Below are 21,648 nucleotides of genomic sequence, written 5' to 3' on the forward strand. Positions count from 1 at the left end.
TCGTTCACTTGTAAAAAGGTGGTTTTACGACTGTGGCCTGTACCGCCTTATTTCTGATTTGAATGTAGATCTTGTTACCCGGATCGGCGGCCGAAGTTTTTACATAACCTAAACCGATGCCTTTTTCAAGCGAAGGAGACATAGTGCCAGAGGTAACCCTGCCTATCCTATTACCTTCCATATCTGCAATATCGTACCCCTGTCGGGGTATTCCCCTTTCGTCCATTTCAAAACCGATGAGTTTGTTCGATGGACCTTCTTCCTTCGCCTTAGCCAGGCTTTCGGAATTGACAAAATCCTTACTGAATTTAGTGATCCATCCCAGTCCTGCCTCAAAAGGGGAGGTAGTATCGTCAATATCGTTGCCGTACAGGCAATACCCCATTTCCAGTCTTAGCGTATCTCTGGCCGCCAGGCCTATAGGCTTTATGCCGTAATCCGCTCCGGCTTGCAGAACCCTTTCCCACACCTGATGCACTTCATCATTTTTACAATAGATCTCAAAACCGCCTGATCCGGTATACCCCGTAGCGGAAATGATCACATGAGGGATCCCCGCGAAATCCCCTACAACAAAATTGTAAAACTTTATGGCACTCAGGTCCACGGAACTTAGGGATTGCATTGCTTCTACGGCCTTTGGCCCCTGGATGGCGAGTAAGGAATAGGACTCCGAGAGATCACGCATAGTGGCGCCGATTTCCTCATTATACCTGGAGATATGATCCCAGTCCTTCTCAATATTAGAGGCGTTGACCACCAGCAAGTAGGTATCTTCCTTTACCCGGTATATGATGAGATCATCCACAATACCGCCTGTTTCATTTGGCAAACAACTGTACTGAGCCTTCCCGACGGTTAGTTTAGAGGCGTCATTGGAGGAAACCATTTGGATCAGATCCAATGCCTTTGGCCCTTCGATCAAAAATTCACCCATATGAGAGACGTCAAAGACACCCACTGCATTCCGTACCGTCTTATGCTCAATATTGACTCCTTCGTAGGACACTGGCATCAGGTAGCCGGCAAATGGCACCATTTTTGCACCTAAGGCCTCATGAACCTGGGATAAGGCAGTAGTTTTCATTAGTCATCGTATTTTGATTGCGCAAATGTATCGAAATATTTTGTCACCTTAAGGGTTTCCAGGCTTATGTTTTTACTATTGAAATGAACCTTAATTTTAACGCTTTGTTCCGTTAAAATTCCCTATTTTGGGCGAATTAACCCTACATTAAATGAGACAGAATTTATTGTTGCTAGCACTTTTTGTGTCGTTTTTTAAGCTAATAGCACAAGATCTTCCTACAGACTATTTACCAGCCAGTTTTCACAAGGAGCGAAGGGCCGCTGTCCGGGCAATGATGCCTCTAAACAGTGTGGCTGTGTTCTTCGCAAATCCACAACGCAATAGGGCCAATGATGTGGACTATGTCTATCATCAGGATCCTGATTTTTACTATCTGACAGGCTATAGGGAACCCAATGCCGTTCTCTTGATATTTTCGGAAGAACAGCAAGGACAGGATGGACAGGCATACGATGAGATCATCTATGTTCAGGAAAGGGACCTTCAGGCAGAGCAATGGGATGGCAAAAGACTGGGAGTTAAGGGGGCAAAACAAAAATTGGGTTTTGAAATGGCTTTTAACGGCCGGGAGTTTATCAACTCCAGGACTGATTTTAAGGGATTCGATAGTGTGCTCTTTTTTAATTTCAAGAATGACTACCGCGACCTTAAAGGAACAGCAGACCTTTTTGACCTGATTAGGGCCTTTAAGGAGAAAGCGAACTATCCTGCGGATTTTAACCCTACAAGGCAGCAGCTTTACACAATGATCAATTCCTCGGACGAAACCAATAGCGAGCAGGTTGTACTGACCCTTGGTCGTTACCTGAATTATTATAAAGATTTGCGAAAGGACAGGCTGCTCAGCGATTTTGCCAATGCCAAAGATCAAAACCTGAGACAGGAGATCAAAGAGAAGGTTTCTTTGGAATTAAGATCGAATAACCTCAATTCCTTTATGCTTGAGACCATTATGAACAGGCTGAGGGAGGTGAAGACCAATGAGGAAATAAAGCTGCTAAAAAAGGCCATAGAGATATCGGCCGTAGGGCAGATAGAGGTAATGAAAGCCATGCATCCCAATATGTCCGAAAGTGAAATTCAGGGGGTTCATGAATTTGTCTACAAAAAATACGGTGCTGAATATGAGGGCTATCCTTCCATTGTTGGTGGTGGGCATAACGGCTGTATTCTACACTACATAGAGAATAACAAGCCTAAGGTAGGAGACGAGCTGGTTTTGATGGATCTTGGCGCGGAGTATCGCGGCTATACCGGTGATGTTACCCGTACTATTCCTGCCAACGGCCGGTTTTCTCCGGAACAAAAACAGATCTACGACATTGTCTATAAAGCACAGGAGGCGGGCATTAAAGCCAGCGTTGTAGGAGCACCCTTCAAGGCTCCCGGGGAAGCTGCCAGAGAAGTGATTACAAAGGGGCTTTTGAAACTGGGGATCATCTCAGACTCCGGGCAGGCCCGTACCTATTTCCCACATGGCACCTCTCATTACCTGGGCCTGGATGTTCATGACCGCGGTACCTACGAGTCTTTTAAAGAAAATACAGTGATCACAGTAGAACCGGGCATATATATCCCGGAAGGTAGCGATTGCGATAAAAAATGGTGGGGGATTGCCGTGCGCATAGAAGACGATATCCTGATCACCGAGGACGGCCCTGTCAATCTCTCAGTAATGGCGCCCAGAACTGCTGAAGATATCGAATCCCTAATGGCGGAAAAGAGCCCCCTGGACGATTTTGTACTTCCCGGACTCGATTAAAACTATTTCAAAAAATTAGTTTATCGCCTTAGGAGATAGGTCTTGAGCTGATCATAAGAACTTATGGGTTCCGAGTGCTTTTCCTTGCCCATAACTTGCTTTATCTGCACGGGGATCTCTAATTTTACCCCAAGGGTATTTTCAACCACATCGATAAACTTTACGGGATGAGCGGTTTCCAGGAAAATCCCGTAGCTGTCTGGATGCTCTTTTTGGTAAGCTTTGAGGCCCAGATAACCTACAGCACCATGCGGATCGGCGATATAAGCTGAGTTGGCATGGATCTCAGCAATGGCATTTCTTGTCATGTCGTCCGTGAACGCGTAGGAAGATAGTTCTTTTTCAAGGGCATCAAAGGAATCATTATACAGATGTCTGATACGAACGAAATTACTGGGGTCCCCAACATCCATGGCGTTTGAAATAGTTTGGGAAGAGGGTTTGGGACGATAGGCTTTCGTCCTCATAAATTCCGGGACCGTATCGTTGATATTTGTGGCTGCAATGAACTGATCACAAGGCATGCCCATTCGGCGGGCCACCATTCCCGCACAGATATTCCCAAAATTGCCACTGGGTACGGAAAAGACCAGTTTAGACGATTTGGTCTTTGCATTTTTATAGGCGAACAGATAGTATAACAGTTGAGGAAGCCATCGTGCTACATTGATGGAATTGGCCGAGGTCAATTGAAGGTTTTTCCTTAGATCCTCGTCGAGAAAAGCCCTTTTGACCATGTCCTGACAGTCGTCAAAAGTCCCGTCTACCCTAAGAGCCGAGATGTTCTGACCCAGGGTGGTCAACTGTCTTTCCTGGATATCACTGACCTTTCCGTCCGGGTATAAAATAACTACATTGACACCCTTTACGCCTAAGAAACCATTGGCTACAGCGCCTCCGGTATCTCCGGATGTAGCCACCAATACCGTAACCGATGCTTCTGAATCCTTGAAGAAATAGCCGAGGCATCTCGCCATAAAACGGGCGCCAACATCTTTGAAGGCCATAGTTGGTCCGTGAAAAAGTTCCAGGGCAGACACTTTTTCTTCGATCTCTACCAGCGGAAAATCAAAATCCAATACGCCTCGGAGGATATCTTTCAATGCCTCATCCGGGATATCCGGCTGTACAAAAGGCTTCATTGCCTCATATGCTATCGTTAAGCTGTCTTTTTGATCGATAGTCTCAAAGAAAGCTTCCGGCAACTGTGGGATGTACTCTGGAAAATACAGCCCTTTGTCCGGAGCTATACCCCGAATCACGGCCTCTTTGAAAGATACTTCCGGAGCCTGCTTATTTAAACTGTAAAATTTCATTTCTGTAAGTACAAGCTTAAGTTTAAGATTAAAGCATACTCATTAATTGTTCACTGTTCACTGCTTACTGTACACCGCCCACTGCTCTAACTCCATCCAGATTCACTCCGGATACATGCGTTTCATAGGGTAGTTCCAGCGGATCGTAAACGGCTTCCATGGCTTGTTTAACGCTGTTAGCGGTTTCCAGCCCTTTGGAAAAGGCAAAAACCGAAGGACCCGAACCGGAAATTCCGCAGCCCAGGGCTCCTACTTCCATAGACGCTTTTTTAATGGCTTCAAAGCCGGGAATAAGCATGGAGCGTATGGGTTCTACAATATGATCCACCAAAGACCTTCCAATAAGATCATAGTCTTCAGTATACAAGCCTGCGATAAGACCACCTACATTGCCCCATTGCTTTACCCCGTCTCCCAGGGAGATCTTCGTTTTGAGTATCCTTCTGGAATCCGCTGTCTTGACCTCAATCTGTGGATGGATTATGGTGGCATATAGTTCTTTGGGGGTATGAATGCGAATAACGTCCAGGGGATCATAGCTCCTCACCAGCGTAAACCCGCCGAACAGCACGGGTGCAACATTATCTGCATGCGGAACACCGCTTGCCAGTTTCTCTCCGGCCATGGCGTAAGGTACGAGTTGATCTACGGAAAGCGGACGCCCCAGTAACTCGTTGATGGCCCAAACAGCTCCCGCGGCACTGGCAGCACTACTACCAATGCCGCTGCCCGCTTTTATTCGTTTGTCAATAGCGATATCAAAACCAAAATCGCAATCAACATCTTGTAACAAGGCCAAACCAGCTACTCCGGCTACATTTTTTGTGGCCTCAAGAGGCAGGTCTTGCCCAATTATAGAAGTGATGCGGATCCCTGGTTCTGCTACCTTTTTTACGGTCATTTCGTCACCAACCTCATTCAAGGCCAGCCCCAGAATATCAAATCCGCAGGAAATATTGGCAATGGTAGCCGGACAAAAAACTTTGATGATATCCATGAGACTAAAAGTTTCCGATTCTTATAATATCTGCAAAGATACCCGAAGCAGTAACATCTGCCCCGGCGCCGGCACCTTTTATGATCATGGGTTGATCCGGATACCTTTCCGTATAGAACAGCACGATATTGTCGCTTCCTTCAAGATTGTAAAAATCATGTCCCTCAGGGATATGCTGGAGACCAACAGATGCCTCGCCATTCTCAAACCTGGCGACGTATTTAAGCCTACTTTGATGTTTCGCTGCCTCCTTATAAAGCGCCTGGAATTCCTCTTCACTTTCTTCCAAAGTTTTAAAAAATTCTTCATTGTTGGTAGTCTTCAGACTGGCATCCGGCAGGAAAGACTGGTTCTCAATATCTTCAAGATTCAATTCATATCCGCTTTCCCGGGCCAGGATCAATATTTTGCGCATTACGTCAATACCGCTGAGGTCTATTTTGGGATCAGGTTCGGTATAGCCCTCTTCCTGGGCCTGCTTTACGATATCTTTAAAAGTATTGTCTGCATTGAAATTATTGAAAACAAAATTCAGGCTTCCGGAAAGCACGGCCTGGATCTTTAGCACTTTATCACCGGAGGCGACCAGGTTCTTAAGCGTATCAATAATGGGGAGTCCTGCTCCTACATTGGTCTCAAAAAGAAAGGGCGCATTATAAGTACGGCTAAGTGCCTTAAGTTCCTTGTAATTGGAATAGTCCGAAGAACAGGCGATCTTGTTGCAAGTCACTATGGCAATGCTCTCCCGTAGGTAAGTGGCATAAGCGTCTGATACCTCTTCACTGGCCGTATTATCCACAAATATGCTGTTCCGGTAGTTCAGTTCCCGAACCCGATCGAAAAACAACTCCTTGTCTGCTTTTTCTCCTTTGGAAAGGGCCTCCTCCCAATTTCCAAGCTCAATGCCTTCGGGATCAAAATACATCTTACGGGAATTAGAGATCCCGATCACCCGGACATTCAGTTTTAGGTTTTCCTTCAGGAAGGAACGTTGCTGATACAGTTGCCTTAAAAACCTTGAACCCACGTTTCCTACACCCATCACAAATAGGTTGAGCTGCTTTACGCGCGCTTCAAAGAATTCCTCATGGAGGGTATTCAGCGCTTTCTTGGCGTCTGCTGCGTTTATGACAGCAGAAATATTCCTTTCGGACGCCCCCTGGGCAATAGCGCGGATGTTTACGTTGTTCTTCCCCAGAGCACTGAACATTTTACCGCTCAATCCCTGGTGACTTTTCATATTGTCCCCAACCAATGCAATTATGGCCAGATCTTCTTCCACCACCACTGGTTGTAATTTCCCGGTGGAGATCTCATGATCGAATTCCTTGTTCACCAGTTCCCGGGCCACCTTGGCCTCCGCTTCCGAGATCCCGATGCAAATGGAATGCTCAGAAGAAGCCTGGGTAATTAATACAATACTTATTCCCGCCTGGGAAAGGACTTCAAAAAATCGCTTGGATACTCCCGGGATTCCGATCATGCCAGGTCCTTCAAGAGAGAGCAGGGCAATGTGCTCGATATAACTTATGCCTCTTACTGTCTTGTCACCGCCATTTTTCATACTGGTGATCAGGGTTCCCTCTGCATCAGGGTCGAAAGTATTTTTTATCCTGATGGGGATAGCTTTGGCCAATACCGGCTGAATGGTCGGAGGGTATAATACCTTGGCGCCGAAGTGCGACAATTCCATGGCCTCTTCATAAGAAATGCGGGTTATCGCCCTTGATTGCTTTACAAGTTTCGGATTGGCGGTGTACATTCCGCTGACATCCGTCCAGATCTGTAGTTCCTCCGCGTTTATAGCTGCAGCAATAACGGCGGCGGTATAATCGGATCCGCCCCTGCCGAGGGTTGTGGTATTGCCTGATGCTGAAGATGCCACAAAACCTGGTAGCAGTGTAATTCTTTTTGAGTTTCCATCAAAATAGGCCTGGCACTGAGCATTGGTCTTTTTAAAATTTACTGCGGCTTTGCCGTAGGTTTCATCGGTGAGTATCAATTCACGACTGTCCTTAAATGAGGTATCCAACCCAGCCGAAATAAAATATTCACTAATAATAAAAGAAGAGAGAAGTTCCCCATAGCTTACAATTTTGTCCGATAGCTGTGGGGTGGATTCTCCTATAAGAAATGCACCCTCCAGAAGAGTTTCGAGCGTATTTAGATCGCTCTTAACCGCACTGAGAACACTGCTTTGGCGTTCGATGGGCAGCAATTCCTTTATGGTTTGGATGTGTCTGTTCTCGATCTCTGCAAGGGTGGTTTTATAGGTGTCATCCTGCTCTGCAGCCTGATTTTGGGCTGTAAGCAGCAGGTCAGTTATCCCGCCCAGGGCGGACACCACAATTACCGCTTTATCTGAGTCGATCTGACTGACAATACGCTGTACTTTTTGTATGTTTTGAGCATTGGCTACCGAAGTACCACCAAACTTTAGAATTTTCATTCGTCTATCGGATTATGAATAGTTTATGAAACAAATAGGAGATGTAAAAACGGAGATATTACTAATAGCTTACCCCAATGGGGTGGTGGTACCATTAGAGCTGATAGTGGCCGCATGGGTAAGGCTGAAAGAATAAGTTGCTATGTCCGTTTTCTCAGGCATTAACTTCTGTTAAAGGCTCAAAAGTAGCACATTTGAATACCTTAGCAAAGATTTATCCAATTTTTGCAATGTTGACATTGTTTTTCCGATATTTTTACCAAATAATTTAACAATACGGAAATAACCTTCAATTTTTCAATGAGGTTTGGAGCTGTAGTACAGTAGTTTGACCTAATGTCGGAAAAGATAATTTCAGCTTTTTTATCCTCGGCCCGGGGCAATTGAGGCAAACATGTACCTTCAATTATGAAAATCTTCGACGCTAAACAGATTTATGCTGCGGATAGCTTCACCATCCAAAAGCAACAAATAACCAGCGATGAACTTATGGAACGGGCCTCTTTACAGCTCTTTCACTGGTTGCACCAGCGTATGCAGGGAGCGCCTGTAAAGATCCATCTCTTCTGTGGAATAGGGAATAATGGAGGAGACGGTTTAGCGCTGGCCAGACATCTTCAGGAACACGGCTATCATATTGAAGTGAATATCGTGAACTACAGCGAGAAACGTTCTCCTGATTTTTTGACCAATCTGGACAGGTTGAAAGCACGAAAGATCTGGCCTAATATATTGAACGGAGACAGCGCTTTTCCCAGTATCGGGGTTGATGATATTATAGTGGATGCCATTTTTGGAATAGGCCTGAACAGAAGTCCGGCTCCCTGGGTAGTGGATCTAATGAAAAATCTGAAGGCTACAGGCGCTTTTATACTTTCTGTTGATGTGCCATCCGGCCTGTTTATGGATAGGGGGATTGAAGATCCTGAGTTTGCGGTGGAAGCAGATTTTGTATTGAGCTTTCAGGCGCCCAAACTGGTCTTTTTCCTTCCGGAGACAGCTCGATATATCAAACAATGGGATGTGCTGGATATAGGGTTGGACCCGGAATTTCTTGAAAAGACTGAGACCACCTACAAACTTATGGGTAAAGCGGAAGTTCTGCCCTTGTACCGGCCCAGACAAAAATTCTCGCACAAGGGCCATTACGGGCATGCGCTTATTCTGGGAGGAAGTTATGGTAAGATAGGAGCTGTTATCCTGAGTACTTCCGCCTGCTTGCGGGTTGGCGCCGGGCTGGTTACGGCATACGTGCCTCAATGTGGACTCTTACCCCTGCAAATTGCCTGCCCAGAAGCCATGGTGCTTACAGATAAAGGGGAGAAATACATCTCCCAGATTGAGTTTGACCTGGAACCTTCTGCCGTTGGAGCAGGAATTGGTCTGGGCACGGAAAAAGAGACCGTATCTGCGCTTTCCGCTTTCCTCGATGCACAAAAGAGCGCTATGGTGCTGGATGCGGACGCCCTCAATATTCTATCGCAAAACCGGAAGTTACTGGACAAAATACCGGAAGGAAGCATACTTACCCCGCATCCTAAAGAGCTGGAACGGCTGCTTGGCTCTTGGAAAGACGATTTTGAAAAGCTCCAGAAGACCAGGGAGTTTTCAGTAAATCACCGCTGTATTATTGTGATAAAAGGTGCACATACCACAATCTGTGCAGGAGAAAAATGCTATATCAATAACAATGGGAATCCGGGGATGGCCACTGCTGGAAGCGGGGATGTGCTAACCGGGTTTATAACCGGCCTGCTTTCCCAGGGATATGAACCGCTGGCAGCTGCAATTTTTGGTGTCTTTCTTCACGGTATGGCCGGGGACCTCGCGGCCACAGAACAGGGTTTTGAAGCCTTAACCGCCAATAGCATAATTGATTTCATCGGCAAAGCCTATATAGAACTCTTAAGACCACCGCAAACACAAGAGCAGCAAACCGAAGAAACCGAAGCCTAATTCTTTTCGGATCAATCCTTAAAACCAGATTAACTAAGTATTGTGGTGTTTAGGATTAGCGTACTCTGCGCTTAACCCATGCCAGGGCATTCTTGTAATCAATGAAGAACTTCATCGGTTTTTTGTAGAAGAGCTTTTCAATTTTGAAGTTGTGCATATCTACTTCCTTGACGGACACTATAGCAAAGGCTTTCAGGTTCTTTAGTTGTCTCAGATAACTGTAAATCGTAGGATCTATGGCATATGAATGCTTTCGCAGACTGATATAACCAAAATTCCTGTCCCGAAAGTGAATTTCTGAAATTCCGATGATTTGATAAGCTCTTTCTAAGGTGAGCGTAGCACCTTCGTCAAAAATGGCGACCATGTGGTTCTGGAACACCTGGATCTTTCCAATATCCAGCTGGTATTCTCTGACAACCACCGTTTTTTTGGTGGGTCTGACTTTCATTCCATATAGTTTAAAGTGTCCGGAACGAAAATAGAATTAAGCAATAATTTGGTGAAAAATATTAGATAAAAGACCTAAATATCGTTTATACGGCCTGAGCGGTTTATTTGCTGTATTTAGTTTCTTACTTTCCCTGTTCGGGCATAAAAAAAGGAGCCCGTTTTTACGGACTCCTTATGTTTTATAATTCCTGTGAGGTTCTTACGCCTTAGAGGATTTTTTGGCCTTTTTTATTTTAAGGGATAACTCATTCTTTTTCTCATCCAGATCCATAAAGATGCTATCTCCTTCTTCTAATTTGGAATTGACGATTTCCTCGGCCAGAGTATCCTCAATATATTTCTGGATAGCCCTTTTCAATGGCCTGGCACCATATTGCTTATCAAATCCTTTTTCAGCGATATAATCCTTGGCAGCATCTGAAAGGTTGAGGTCATAACCGATATCTTTTATCCTCGCGTACAGCTTGAACAGTTCGATGTCGATAATCTTGTGAATATGTTCTCTTTCCAGCGGATTGAAAACGATCACATCGTCTATCCTGTTAAGGAATTCAGGAGCAAAGGCCTTCTTTAAGGCGTTTTCTATGACGCTCTTCTGGTGGCCGTCTGCCTGAGACTTCTTTGCCGAAGTGCCAAAGCCGACACCCTGTCCGAAATCTTTCAACTGCCGTGCTCCGATATTGGAGGTCATAATGATGATCGTATTTCTGAAATCGATCTTACGGCCCAGGCTGTCTGTCAGGAAACCGTCGTCCAGCACCTGTAACAGCATATTGAACACATCCGGATGGGCTTTTTCAACTTCATCCAGCAATATTACGGAATAGGGCTTACGCCTTACTTTTTCGGTCAGTTGTCCTCCTTCTTCATATCCTACATAGCCCGGAGGCGCTCCTACCAATCGTGAAATGGCGAATTTTTCCATGTATTCGCTCATATCGATACGGATAAGCGCGTCCTCGGAATCAAAGAGTTCCTTGGCCAGGATCTTGGCCAACTGGGTTTTACCAACCCCTGTTTGTCCCAGGAATATGAAAGAACCTATGGGTTTGTTCGGGTCTTTCAGACCAGCCCTGTTACGCTGTATGGCCTTGGCCACTTTGGCAACAGCCTCGTCCTGCCCGATAACATTTCCTTTGATCAGCTCTGGCAATTCCGCCAGCTTATTGCTCTCCGTCTGGGCGATCTTATTCACCGGTATCCCACTCATCATGGAAACCACATCGGCCACATTCTCCTCGCTAACTGTTTCACGATGGAGTTTGCTATCCTCTTCCCATTTCTCCTGTGCCAATGCAAGTTCTTTCTCCAACCTTTTTTCGTCGTCCCTTAGCTTTGCCGCCTCTTCATAGCGTTGCTTTTTAACCACGCTGTTTTTGAGTTCCCTAACGTCTTCCAGTTGCTTCTCCAATTCCAGGATCTGCTTAGGAACATCCATATTTACGATATGGACACGGGATCCTGCTTCATCCAGGGCATCGATAGCCTTGTCCGGCAGGAAGCGATCTGTCATATATCGGTTTGTGAGCTTAACACAGGCCACAAGGGCATCGTCCGTATAATTGACGTTGTGGTGATCCTCGTATTTTTCCTTGATATTCTTAAGGATCTCAATGGTCTCTTCTACAGAAGTAGGCTCAACCATAACTTTCTGGAACCTTCGCTCCAGAGCTCCGTCTTTTTCTATATACTGTCTGTACTCGTCCAGTGTGGTGGCCCCGATACATTGAATTTCTCCCCTGGCCAAAGCCGGTTTGAACATATTGGAGGCATCCAGGCTACCGGTTGCACCACCGGCACCCACTATGGTATGGATCTCATCGATGAAGAGGATGACGTCATCATTCTTTTCCAGCTCGTTCATCACGGCCTTCATACGCTCCTCAAACTGTCCGCGATACTTCGTTCCTGCAACCAGTGAGGCCAGATCCAGGGTAACCACTCTTTTGTTGTAAAGGATGCGCGAGACCTTCTTATTGATTATCCGCAGTGCCAGGCCTTCGGCTATGGCACTTTTTCCCACTCCGGGTTCCCCGATAAGCAGTGGGTTGTTTTTCTTGCGGCGACTCAATATCTGAGAGACCCTTTCAATTTCTTTTTCCCTTCCAACTACCGGATCCAACTTGTTTTCTTCGGCCAGCCTCGTAAGGTCACGACCAAAGTTGTCCAATACCGGAGTCTTGGATTTCTTACTTCCTTTCTGACCTGTTGTGGATCCAAAGGAACCTTCTTTGCCTTCCATAGGTTCGTCAGAATCACTTGGAAAGGATTCTGAGCTAGGAGAATCGGAATAATCGTCATCACTGGTGATCATAGATTTGAATTGATCTTTGACCCCGTCATAGTCTACCTTGAGCTTGTGCAAAAGCTTTGTGGTAGGATCATTTTCATTTCTCAGTATGCAAAGCAGTAGGTGCGCGGTATTGATAGAAGAACTTTGGAAGAGTTTAGCTTCCAGGAAAGTTGTTTTCAATGCGCGTTCAGCCTGTCTCGTAAGATGAAGGTTTTTTTTGTCTTTTTGTGCGTTACCAGAGTTCGGATTTGCGGGACTCAATATTTCTACCTTACGGCGTAGGTGATCCAAATCCACATCCAAAGCATCGAGGATGCTTATGGCTTTCCCATTACCGTCACGCAGCAATCCCAGCATCAGATGCTCCGTACCAATAAAGTCATGCCCCAATCTTAAGGCCTCTTCTTTACTGTACGCGATAACATCTTTTACTCTTGGTGAAAAATTATCGTCCATAAACTACCCTTATATAGGTTTAAAATTAGTAAATCTATTCATAAGAACGTCAAATACCGTACCTATATTCGATAAACTTGGTCTAAATGACGAAAAAAACCTCGATTTACAAAAAAATTAACACCGGAATTATTAACGAAAACGAGGTTATTTGGTGTTGATAAATTCTTTAATAAAGTACTGTGGAATTGCTTTGTATCCTGTGATTTTGTGTATATTGGCATGATATTTTAACCACTAAAAAGCAATAAGATTTTAGTATGGCGGAAGGAGAAAAACTTATTCCTATCAACATTGAAGATGAGATGAAATCTGCCTACATTGATTATTCAATGTCGGTCATTGTGTCACGTGCGCTACCCGATGTCAGGGATGGCTTAAAGCCTGTACACCGGAGGGTGTTGTTCGGGATGCACGAATTGGGTGTAAGATCAACAAGTTCACATAAAAAATCAGCCCGTATTGTCGGGGAAGTTTTAGGTAAGTACCACCCGCATGGTGATACTTCAGTATATGATACCATGGTGCGTATGGCTCAGGAATGGAGCCTGAGGTATATGCTCATAGACGGTCAGGGTAACTTTGGTTCCATAGACGGGGACAGCCCTGCAGCAATGCGATATACCGAGGCGCGTATGCGCAAGATCGCCGATGAGATGCTTTCGGATATCGACAAGGATACCGTAGACCACCAGCTGAATTTTGACGATTCCCTGGAAGAGCCTACCGTACTGCCAACCCGGATCCCGAATCTTTTGATAAACGGGGCTTCAGGTATTGCCGTGGGTATGGCCACCAATATGCCTCCTCACAACCTTTCCGAAGTGGTGGATGGTACCGTGGCCTTTATCGATAACAATGATATTGAGATCGATGAGCTGATCACCCACATAAAAGCGCCAGATTTTCCGACAGGAGGAACCATCTACGGCTATGATGGTGTCAAAGAGGCATTTCATACCGGAAGAGGACGAATTGTCATGCGCGGCAAGGCTTCCTTCGAAGAAATCGATGGCAGGGAGTGCATTATCGTCACAGAAATCCCTTATCAGGTCAATAAGGCGGATATGATCAAGAAAACCGCGGACCTGATCAACGACAAGAAGATAGATGGGATAGCGAACATCAGGGATGAGTCTGACCGAAAGGGAATGCGCGTCGTTTACATTCTGAAGCGAGACGCCATTCCGAACATTGTTCTGAATACCCTCTATAAATACACTGCCCTGCAGTCTTCGTTCAGCGTGAACAATATTGCCTTAGTAAACGGAAGGCCAAAACTTCTGAATCTTAAGGAGATCATCCACCATTTTGTAGATCACCGTCATGAGGTGGTGGTGCGCAGGACCAAATTCGAGCTTAAGAAAGCCGAAGATCGGGCGCATATCCTGGAAGGACTGATCATCGCTTCGGACAATATTGACGAGGTGATCTCCATTATCAGAGGATCAGCAAATGCAGATGAGGCCAGGACCAACCTGATGAAGCGTTTTGAGCTTACCGAAATTCAGGCCAGGGCCATTGTAGAGATGCGTCTTCGACAGCTTACCGGTCTGGAACAGGACAAGCTCCGATCAGAATACGAGGAGATCATCAAAACGATTGCAGATCTCAAAGACATCCTTGCCAATAAGGAAAGAAGGATGCAGATCATCAAAGATGAGCTGACAGAAGTTAAAGAGAAGTACGGAGATGTAAGACGTTCCGAGATCAATTTTGCGGGAGGTGATCTTAGCATTGAGGATATGATCCCTGATGAGCAGGTGGTTATCACCATTTCGCACGCAGGATACATTAAGAGGACGCCGCTTACCGAATATAAAACTCAACACAGAGGCGGGGTCGGACAGAAGGCTTCATCTACGCGGAACGAAGATTTCCTGGAACATTTGTTCGTCGGTACCAATCACCAGTACATGCTCTTCTTTACCCAAAAAGGAAAGTGTTTCTGGATGAGGGTCTATGAGATACCAGAAGGCAGCAGAACATCTAAAGGAAGGGCCATTCAAAACCTGATCAATATAGAAAAGGAAGATAAGGTAAAAGCCTTTATTTGTACTCAGGACCTCAAGGACGAAGAGTACGTCAATAGTCATTACGTGATTATGGCCACCCGAAAAGGTACGGTGAAAAAAACCTCCCTGGAGCAATACTCCAGGCCAAGGCAAAACGGGATCATTGCGATCAACATCCGCGAGGATGACGAGCTTTTGGAAGCCAAACTGACAACAGGTGCCAGCCAGATATTCTTAGGTCTGCGGTCCGGGAAAGCTATCCGGTTTGAAGAGAGCAAGACGCGTCCAATGGGAAGAAATGCTTCCGGGGTTCGCGGTATTACCCTGGCCGGTGAAGACGATGCCGTTATAGGTATGGTATCTGTTCACAATTTTGACGATGAGATACTGGTGGTTTCGGAGAACGGCTTTGGTAAGAGATCCAGCATAGATGATTACCGGGTTACGAATAGGGGTGGAAAAGGTGTTAAGACCATTTCCATCACGGATAAAACCGGTCCTTTGGTCGCTATTAAGAATGTTTCGGATACAGATGATCTGATGATCATCAACAAATCAGGTATTGCCATAAGAATGAGCGTGGAAGATCTGAGAACAATGGGCAGGGCTACTCAGGGAGTGAAACTGATCAATTTGAAGGATGATGATTCCATAGCGGCCGTCGCAAAGGTGCGTAAAGATGAGGACGATCTGGACGATGCTGACATCATGAACATTGAGGTAGATACGGAAGATGGCACGGCTCTTGATAAAGATAGCCCGGAAACAAAGGAATAAACATAATCAATAAACACTAATACTAAATTTAATATCACGATGAGAACTAAGATTTTAACAGTAGTAGCTACAGTCTTTACGATGGTTGCTTTTGCCCAGAAGGCGGAGATCAAAGCGGCGGACAAAGCGCTCAAGGGCGGAGATGCCGCAGCTGCCAAAGCGGCCCTTGAAGGTGCCGCCGGAACCATTTCCGGAGCAGATGACAAAGTAAAGGCGCAATACCATTTCCTAAGAGGTAAGGCCTATGCGGATCTCGCCAATAAAGGTGATGCAACCGCTTTTGACGAGGCGGTTAAGTCCTTTAGAGAGGTCATCAGCCTGGAAGAGAAATCAGGGAAGGCTAAATATACTAATGAAACTGAGCAGCGTCTGGCGGCTATATCAGCAGACCTGGTAAACGCGGCTGTTGATGACAATAACAACAAGAAGTTCAAAGAAGCGGCTGAAAAACTCTATATGAGTTACAAGATCAGTCCTAAAGACACCTCTTATCTTTATTATGCGGCCAGTAGTGCCGTAAACGGTGGACACTACGATATGGCTTTGGGTTATTACGACGAACTTAAGGCTGTTGGATATGACGGTGGCGGTATAGCGTACAAGGCTACCAACGTGGCGACCGGTGAAGTGGAAACTATGGATAAGACCCAGCGCGACCTCTATGTTAAATCAGGAAGTTATTCAGATCCTGTTGACGAAAAATTACCGTCTAAAACCGCGGAGATCGTTAAGAATATGGCCCTGATCTACACTCAGACAGGCCAGAATGACAAGGCTTTCGAAGCTTTTAAAGAAGCAAGGGCCAGCAACCCTGATGATGTAAACCTGGTATTGAGCGAAGCCAATTTGTACTACCAGACCGGAGACAAAGACAAATTTAAAGAGCTAATGGCCGAAGCTGCTTCAATGGCACCGGATAACCCTGATCTGCATTACAACATCGGTGTTATTAATATGGAGCAAGGAAATATGGAAGAGGCCAGAGCTTCTTACAAAAAGGCATTGGAAGTAGATCCAGGCTATGTAAATGCTCAATTAAACCTTTCTACCACTTATGTAAATGAAGGGAACGGGCTGATCGATGAAATGAATAACCTTGGCAACTCCAGAGCGGATATCGCCAGATACGATGAGCTTAAGCAAAAGAAAGACGATCTCTTTTTGGAAGGAGCCGGAATTCTTGAAGAAGCCTTGAAGACCAACCCGGACAACCAGGGTATCCTAAGCCAGTTGAAAAACATTTACGGGGCTTTGGGTGACAATGAGAACTTTATGAGAATCAAGAAGTTGTTAGGCGAATAGTACTGATATACTTTTAAGACAAATAGTTTATGACCCTCTGTGGCTTTGGCGATGGAGGGTCATATTATTTTCTTGATAACCCTCAGTTTGTGAGTATAATTCCGGACCTCGGTATTGAATATTCCGGTATGATCCAAACGATCAATCCGAACCCGCCCATTGACATGAATGATATAATTGTCCTGCATGATCAGGCCTACATGATCGATGACTCCTTCCTTATTGTCAAAAAAAGCCAGGTCTCCCGCTTCACTTTCTTCAATAAAGCTCAGGGCCTCTCCCTGCCCGGACTGATCCAAAGCCGTTCTTGCCAGGGAAACACCGTATAGTTTATATACCATTTGCGTAAGCCCCGGGGCATCTATGCCAAAAGGGGTCCGTCCACCTCGCAGGTAAGGCGCGTGCAAATAGTTCAAAGCGAAGTTGATGAGTTGATCCTTATGGGCACCAGGCTTACCGGTATCACCTTCATAGCAATGCTTGGCGAGTTGTGAGTTAGACACACTACTGCCCATTACTATGGGAATAAGCAGGCCCTTCTCCCCACTTACAAAAGATACCAGGTCCGAAGAGTGCTCTACAGCGCCAGTTTTCCCAATTCCTTCATAAGCCTCCTTGCTGATCTCTGAGATCTGACTATTGAGTACCCATCCTTCGGTTTTGTCGAAAGCGCTTCTGATCCTGCTCCAGCTTTTTCTTGCCTCTAAGATCTTAAAATGCTCGCCATAGAGCAGTTGGGTAACTACTTCGGCGGTATCATCGGCATTTAGTTTAACAGGAACAATACTCAGGGCGCAAATTCCGAATTGCATAGGGAACTTTTAGGAGGCGGCTTTGCGTTCTAGGATCAGGGCAGAAGCGCCACCACCGCCATTACAGATGGCCGCGGCTCCGATCTGACCGTCATTTTGTTGCAGAACACTGAGCAGGGTAATCACTATTCTCGCTCCGGAACAACCCAGCGGATGTCCCAGAGAAACGGCACCACCATTCACATTGACATTGCTATCATTAAGGCCCAAGAGCTTCATATTAGCAAGGCCAACTACTGAAAACGCCTCGTTAAACTCAAAATAATCCACCTGATCTATGGATATGCCAGCCTTGGCAAGTGCCTTTGGCAGGGCTTTGGCAGGAGCAGTTGTAAACCATTTGGGTTCCTGGGCGGCATCAGCATAACTCTTGATACTGGCCAGCGGTGTGAGTCCTAATTCTTTTGCTTTATCCGCACTCATTAGCACTACCGCCGCTGCTCCGTCGTTGATGGTGGAGGCATTGGCCGCGGTAACTGTTCCGTCTTTGGTAAAGGCCGGTCTGAGTGCCGGTATTTTTTCCATTTTTACGTTCTTATATTCCTCGTCCTCGCTTACCACCACAGGTTCACCTCTCCTTTGAGGAACTTCTACAGATACTACTTCATCACTAAATTTTCCGGCTGCCCAGGCGTCCGCTGAGCGCTGATAGGATTGTATGGCGAAATTGTCCTGGTCTTCCCGGCTAAAGTCGTACTCTGCCGCACACGCGTCAGCACATACTCCCATGGCGTTCTGATCGTAGACATCTACGAGCCCGTCTTTCTGCATCCCATCCGTTAGGGTGGAAGGGCCAAATTTATGACCGTTTCTCAGATGTACGTAATGGGGTATGAGGCTCATGCTTTCCATACCTCCGGCAACCACTATGGAAGTATCCCCGAGTGCGATGGATTGAGCGGCCTGCATAATGGCCTTCATTCCCGAAGCACATACCTTATTTACCGTTGTACAGGGGACGGAATCCGGGATACCCGCGTAAATGGCAGCCTGCCTCGCCGGTGCCTGGCCTGTTCCGGCCTGCACAACATTTCCCATAAGAACTTCCTCTACGAGATCCGGTTTTAGACCGATTTTATCTAACGCGCCTTTGATAGCCACAGCACCTAATTTTGGAGCAGGAATGCTGGACAAAGCCCCCATAAAACTGCCGATCGGGGTGCGGGCCACGGAAACAATTACAACCTCTTTCATCGCTGTTCAATTTGTACCGCGAAAATAATAAATTAAAGTGCAACGGCCCGTCTAAAACTTCAAAAGAGAGGGAAAGCGTATTATTTTCTATTTTTGGAAATACAACCCGGGCACATGGCAAAACCTTTGGATACCTTCTATAAAAGTCAATCGGTAATATACAAGTACATCCTTTACCTGACTTCGGTTGCCTGCATTGTGTTTTTCTTCCCAAAAGGCGGGCAGTTCAAGTACGAATTTCAAAAAGGCAAACCATGGCAGTACAACAATCTGTACGCCCCTTTCGACTTTTCCATCCGCAAAACAGCTGAAGAATTGGAAGAGGAAAGGCAGGTCGTCGCCCAGGACCGCTCGGACTACTACGTGTACGACCAACAGATCGCTGATGAGGTCTACCAGGCCTTTGACAGTCGTTTTGAGGAGATCTTCCCTACAGATTCCTATACCATTATCCAAAGGCGGAGGCTAAAGGCTGTTGGAACGGAAATACTGGATACCATTTATAAAAATGGCATACTGCAAAGGCAGAACCCGGAAGCCGGGGCGGTCAACCTTTATCTCATAAAAGACAGTGAGGCAAGGCGCATTGAGCAGGGGCAACTTAAGCGACTGAACGATGCCAACGCTTTAAAAGATGACATTCTCCGCACAAGAGGCCTGAGATCACTTCGTCAGCAATACAACCAATTGTTCTTCGACATTTTGCGGCCAAATGTAAGTTTTGACGCCGATCTTTCGCAAAAGGAGCTGGAAGATAACCTTTCCAAAATATCGCTTACAAGAGGCAATGTGGATGAAGGCAAGTTAATTATTGCCAAGGGGGAAGTGGTAGAGGCGGAGAACCTGAAAATTCTGGACTCCCTGAAAGCAGAATACGAATCGGAATTGTGGACGGAGAGCAATTACTACTTCATACTCTTTGGATATACCATCCTGGTCGCCCTGGTACTCATGATGCTGTTGCTCTTCCTAAAAAAGTATCGCCCGCATATCTATGGGAATAATGTGAGGGTTACCTTCATTTTCTTCAATATTCTGCTCATGGTATTTATTACCACCCTGGTGGTAAAGTACAATGAGATCTATGTTTTTGTGGTACCCTTGTGTATTCTACCACTTATTTTGAAGACCTTTTTCGATGCAAGACTGGGGTTATTCGTTCATGTCTTAACGGTATTGATATTGGGCTTTGTGGTCCCTAATAGCTTTGAATATATCTTTTTACAGATCATAGCCGGTATAGTAACAATTCTCACGGTTTCGGAACTGTACAAACGTGCCAATCTCTTTGTTTCCGTTGGGCAGATCACCCTTATCTACATCGTGGGATATTTTGCATTCCACATTATTCACGAAGGCAATCTGGACAATGTACACTGGTTTACATTTGGATTTTTCCTTCTTAACGGAATGATCACCCTCTTTGCGCAGCCGCTGATCTACATTTACGAAAAGATGTTCGGAATGGTCTCGGATGTTTCCCTTTTGGAACTTTCAGATACCAATTCCAAGCTGTTGAAGGAACTGTCTAACAAAGCCCCGGGAACTTTTCACCACTCACTTCAGGTGGCCAATCTTGCTGAGGCAGCGGCCAATGAAATAGGCGCCAATGCCATGTTGGTCAGGGTAGGAGCGCTGTATCACGATATCGGTAAGATGAATAACCCCGCCTATTTTACGGAGAACCAGGTTACCAATGTGAACCCGCACAACGATCTGGCTCCCGGAGATAGTGCCAGGATTATTATAAACCATGTTATTGAGGGCATAGAGATCGCCCGAAAAAATAATCTTCCGGACAGGGTAATCGATTTTATCCGTGCGCATCACGGCACCACCCTGGTGTATTACTTCTACAAAAAAGCACAGGAATTGGAGGAAACCGTAAAGGAAGCAGACTTCCGTTATCCAGGACCCATCCCATTTTCTAAAGAAACCGCCATATTGATGATGGCGGACGCCGTGGAAGCCGCTTCCAAGAGCCTTACCAATCCTACATATACCATTATAGACGAGTTTGTGGACAAGATCGTGGCGGGCCAGATGAAGGCTAATCAGTTCTTAAACGCGAATATTACCTTTAAAGAGATCGAGACCGTAAAGAAGGTCCTGAAACAAAAACTCACCAATATTTATCACCTAAGGGTGGAGTACCCGGAATAGGGCTTTTTATTTAGCATAACAGACTTTTTTTTCTCCATCTACATCAAGTAATAATGGGGTATTGGGGATATTGTTAAATCCATGTTATTTTGTTTAATAATATTTTTAAATGATTAAACGTTTTGTAATTTCACAAGCGATGGGAAAATCATTGCTAATCGAACCTAAATTTTCATCAAATGTTTGGCTTATTTAAAAAGAAATCCGAGAAAGAAAAGTTACAGCAAAAGTATAACAAGCTCATGAGTGAGGCACATCAATTATCTACGACTAATAGAAAACTTAGCGACGGTAAGATCTTTGAAGCTGAGGAGCTCATGAAGCGAATAGTTGCAATGGATTAAAAAAAAGACTTCGTTTATCTTAAAAGTAGATTACTATGGAATTAATGCAAAGAGTGACTGCCTTTGAGCAGATGAAAAAGTCAGGAATGACCACCAGTGACAGGATTAAGGCTTCCAGAGAGGCCAAAAGCCTTATTCTTGAACTCAATGAGATCTACAAGATCAAAAAGGATGAAAAGATCATGGCCATAATGAAGCGGTTGACCGTGCTTAAAAGAAAGATCGAGAAAAGGTTAAGAGGAAACCTGAGCGTTTAGCTTCTTCATGCT

At 45.4% G+C, this 21,648-nt stretch carries 15 protein-coding genes; 7 read left to right on the plus strand and 8 right to left on the minus strand.

What is annotated here, in order from left to right:
- Positions 1–4: 4 nt before the first annotated feature.
- On the minus strand, positions 5–1,087 hold the full coding sequence (gene gcvT / locus GTQ38_RS08875) for a glycine cleavage system aminomethyltransferase GcvT (protein WP_161435137.1): 1,083 nt from the start codon (positions 1,085–1,087) through the stop codon (positions 5–7).
- Positions 1,088–1,238: 151 nt separating this feature from the next.
- Here gcvT and GTQ38_RS08880 point away from each other — a divergent pair, with 151 nt between their 5' ends.
- On the plus strand, positions 1,239–2,852 hold the full coding sequence (locus tag GTQ38_RS08880) for an aminopeptidase P N-terminal domain-containing protein (RefSeq protein WP_161435138.1): 1,614 nt from the start codon (positions 1,239–1,241) through the stop codon (positions 2,850–2,852).
- Between the two features lie 20 nt (positions 2,853–2,872).
- On the opposite strand, the gene thrC is transcribed toward GTQ38_RS08880, so the two are convergent.
- From thrC to thrA, 3 genes are all read right to left on the minus strand, one after another.
- Complete coding sequence (gene thrC / locus GTQ38_RS08885; RefSeq protein WP_161435139.1) at positions 2,873–4,168, minus strand: threonine synthase; 1,296 nt, start codon at positions 4,166–4,168, stop codon at positions 2,873–2,875.
- A gap of 64 nt (positions 4,169–4,232) precedes the next feature.
- Positions 4,233–5,165, minus strand: a complete 933-nt coding sequence (locus GTQ38_RS08890; RefSeq protein ID WP_161435140.1) for a homoserine kinase — start codon at positions 5,163–5,165, stop codon at positions 4,233–4,235.
- A gap of 4 nt (positions 5,166–5,169) precedes the next feature.
- A complete protein-coding gene (thrA, locus tag GTQ38_RS08895) occupies positions 5,170–7,614 on the minus strand; it encodes a bifunctional aspartate kinase/homoserine dehydrogenase I (RefSeq protein ID WP_161435141.1) in 2,445 nt (814 codons plus the stop codon).
- 408 nt (positions 7,615–8,022) lie between these two features.
- Here thrA and GTQ38_RS08900 point away from each other — a divergent pair, with 408 nt between their 5' ends.
- Positions 8,023–9,570 carry an NAD(P)H-hydrate dehydratase gene (locus GTQ38_RS08900; protein WP_161435142.1) on the plus strand — a complete coding sequence of 516 codons (1,548 nt, stop codon included), beginning with the start codon at positions 8,023–8,025 and terminating at the stop codon, positions 9,568–9,570.
- 55 nt (positions 9,571–9,625) lie between these two features.
- Here the strand turns inward: GTQ38_RS08900 and GTQ38_RS08905 are convergent, their stop codons facing one another.
- Together GTQ38_RS08905 and GTQ38_RS08910 are read right to left on the minus strand one after the other, a co-directional pair.
- The gene (locus GTQ38_RS08905; protein WP_161435143.1) at positions 9,626–10,021 is read right to left on the minus strand and encodes an STAS/SEC14 domain-containing protein; all 396 of its coding nucleotides are present in this window, start codon (positions 10,019–10,021) and stop codon (positions 9,626–9,628) included.
- 201 nt (positions 10,022–10,222) lie between these two features.
- Positions 10,223–12,772 carry an ATP-dependent Clp protease ATP-binding subunit gene (locus GTQ38_RS08910; protein WP_161435144.1) on the minus strand — a complete coding sequence of 850 codons (2,550 nt, stop codon included), beginning with the start codon at positions 12,770–12,772 and terminating at the stop codon, positions 10,223–10,225.
- A 260-nt stretch (positions 12,773–13,032) separates the two neighbouring features.
- On the opposite strand from GTQ38_RS08910, the gene gyrA reads away from it, so the two are divergent.
- Both gyrA and GTQ38_RS08920 read left to right on the plus strand, forming a co-directional pair.
- Positions 13,033–15,564, plus strand: coding sequence for a DNA gyrase subunit A (gyrA, locus tag GTQ38_RS08915; RefSeq protein WP_161435145.1), 2,532 nt, complete (start codon positions 13,033–13,035; stop codon positions 15,562–15,564).
- 39 nt (positions 15,565–15,603) lie between these two features.
- Positions 15,604–16,866 carry a tetratricopeptide repeat protein gene (locus tag GTQ38_RS08920; RefSeq protein WP_161435146.1) on the plus strand — a complete coding sequence of 421 codons (1,263 nt, stop codon included), beginning with the start codon at positions 15,604–15,606 and terminating at the stop codon, positions 16,864–16,866.
- Positions 16,867–16,925: 59 nt separating this feature from the next.
- Here the strand turns inward: GTQ38_RS08920 and GTQ38_RS08925 are convergent, their stop codons facing one another.
- Both GTQ38_RS08925 and GTQ38_RS08930 read right to left on the minus strand, forming a co-directional pair.
- Complete coding sequence (locus GTQ38_RS08925) at positions 16,926–17,678, minus strand: C40 family peptidase (RefSeq protein ID WP_161435147.1); 753 nt, start codon at positions 17,676–17,678, stop codon at positions 16,926–16,928.
- Between the two features lie 9 nt (positions 17,679–17,687).
- Positions 17,688–18,872: an acetyl-CoA C-acyltransferase gene (locus GTQ38_RS08930; RefSeq protein ID WP_161435148.1), complete on the minus strand. Its 1,185-nt coding sequence runs from the start codon at positions 18,870–18,872 to the stop codon at positions 17,688–17,690.
- A 114-nt stretch (positions 18,873–18,986) separates the two neighbouring features.
- On the opposite strand from GTQ38_RS08930, the gene GTQ38_RS08935 reads away from it, so the two are divergent.
- The 3 genes from GTQ38_RS08935 to GTQ38_RS08945 all read left to right on the plus strand — a co-directional run bounded on the left by GTQ38_RS08935 (position 18,987) and on the right by GTQ38_RS08945 (position 21,636).
- A complete protein-coding gene (locus GTQ38_RS08935; protein WP_161435149.1) occupies positions 18,987–21,035 on the plus strand; it encodes an HD family phosphohydrolase in 2,049 nt (682 codons plus the stop codon).
- Positions 21,036–21,214: 179 nt separating this feature from the next.
- A complete protein-coding gene (locus tag GTQ38_RS08940; protein WP_161435150.1) occupies positions 21,215–21,379 on the plus strand; it encodes a Lacal_2735 family protein in 165 nt (54 codons plus the stop codon).
- 35 nt (positions 21,380–21,414) lie between these two features.
- A complete protein-coding gene (locus tag GTQ38_RS08945) occupies positions 21,415–21,636 on the plus strand; it encodes a hypothetical protein (protein ID WP_161435151.1) in 222 nt (73 codons plus the stop codon).
- Positions 21,637–21,648: the final 12 nt, after the last annotated feature.

The sequence above is a fragment of the Poritiphilus flavus genome, from assembly GCF_009901585.1.
Classification (GTDB): Bacteria; Bacteroidota; Bacteroidia; order Flavobacteriales; family Flavobacteriaceae; genus Poritiphilus; species Poritiphilus flavus.

Bases quoted from the DNA above. Each gene is read 5' to 3' on its own strand.
- gcvT (WP_161435137.1), bottom strand. From the start codon at position 1,087: ATGAAAACTACTGCCTTATCCCAGGTTCATGAGGCCTTAGGTGCAAAA.
- GTQ38_RS08880 (WP_161435138.1), top strand. From the start codon at position 1,239: ATGAGACAGAATTTATTGTTGCTAGCACTTTTTGTGTCGTTTTTTAAG.
- thrC (WP_161435139.1), bottom strand. From the start codon at position 4,168: ATGAAATTTTACAGTTTAAATAAGCAGGCTCCGGAAGTATCTTTCAAA.
- GTQ38_RS08890 (WP_161435140.1), bottom strand. From the start codon at position 5,165: ATGGATATCATCAAAGTTTTTTGTCCGGCTACCATTGCCAATATTTCC.
- thrA (WP_161435141.1), bottom strand. From the start codon at position 7,614: ATGAAAATTCTAAAGTTTGGTGGTACTTCGGTAGCCAATGCTCAAAAC.
- GTQ38_RS08900 (WP_161435142.1), top strand. From the start codon at position 8,023: ATGAAAATCTTCGACGCTAAACAGATTTATGCTGCGGATAGCTTCACC.
- GTQ38_RS08905 (WP_161435143.1), bottom strand. From the start codon at position 10,021: ATGAAAGTCAGACCCACCAAAAAAACGGTGGTTGTCAGAGAATACCAG.
- GTQ38_RS08910 (WP_161435144.1), bottom strand. From the start codon at position 12,772: ATGGACGATAATTTTTCACCAAGAGTAAAAGATGTTATCGCGTACAGT.
- gyrA (WP_161435145.1), top strand. From the start codon at position 13,033: ATGGCGGAAGGAGAAAAACTTATTCCTATCAACATTGAAGATGAGATG.
- GTQ38_RS08920 (WP_161435146.1), top strand. From the start codon at position 15,604: ATGAGAACTAAGATTTTAACAGTAGTAGCTACAGTCTTTACGATGGTT.
- GTQ38_RS08925 (WP_161435147.1), bottom strand. From the start codon at position 17,678: ATGCAATTCGGAATTTGCGCCCTGAGTATTGTTCCTGTTAAACTAAAT.
- GTQ38_RS08930 (WP_161435148.1), bottom strand. From the start codon at position 18,872: ATGAAAGAGGTTGTAATTGTTTCCGTGGCCCGCACCCCGATCGGCAGT.
- GTQ38_RS08935 (WP_161435149.1), top strand. From the start codon at position 18,987: ATGGCAAAACCTTTGGATACCTTCTATAAAAGTCAATCGGTAATATAC.
- GTQ38_RS08940 (WP_161435150.1), top strand. From the start codon at position 21,215: ATGTTTGGCTTATTTAAAAAGAAATCCGAGAAAGAAAAGTTACAGCAA.
- GTQ38_RS08945 (WP_161435151.1), top strand. From the start codon at position 21,415: ATGGAATTAATGCAAAGAGTGACTGCCTTTGAGCAGATGAAAAAGTCA.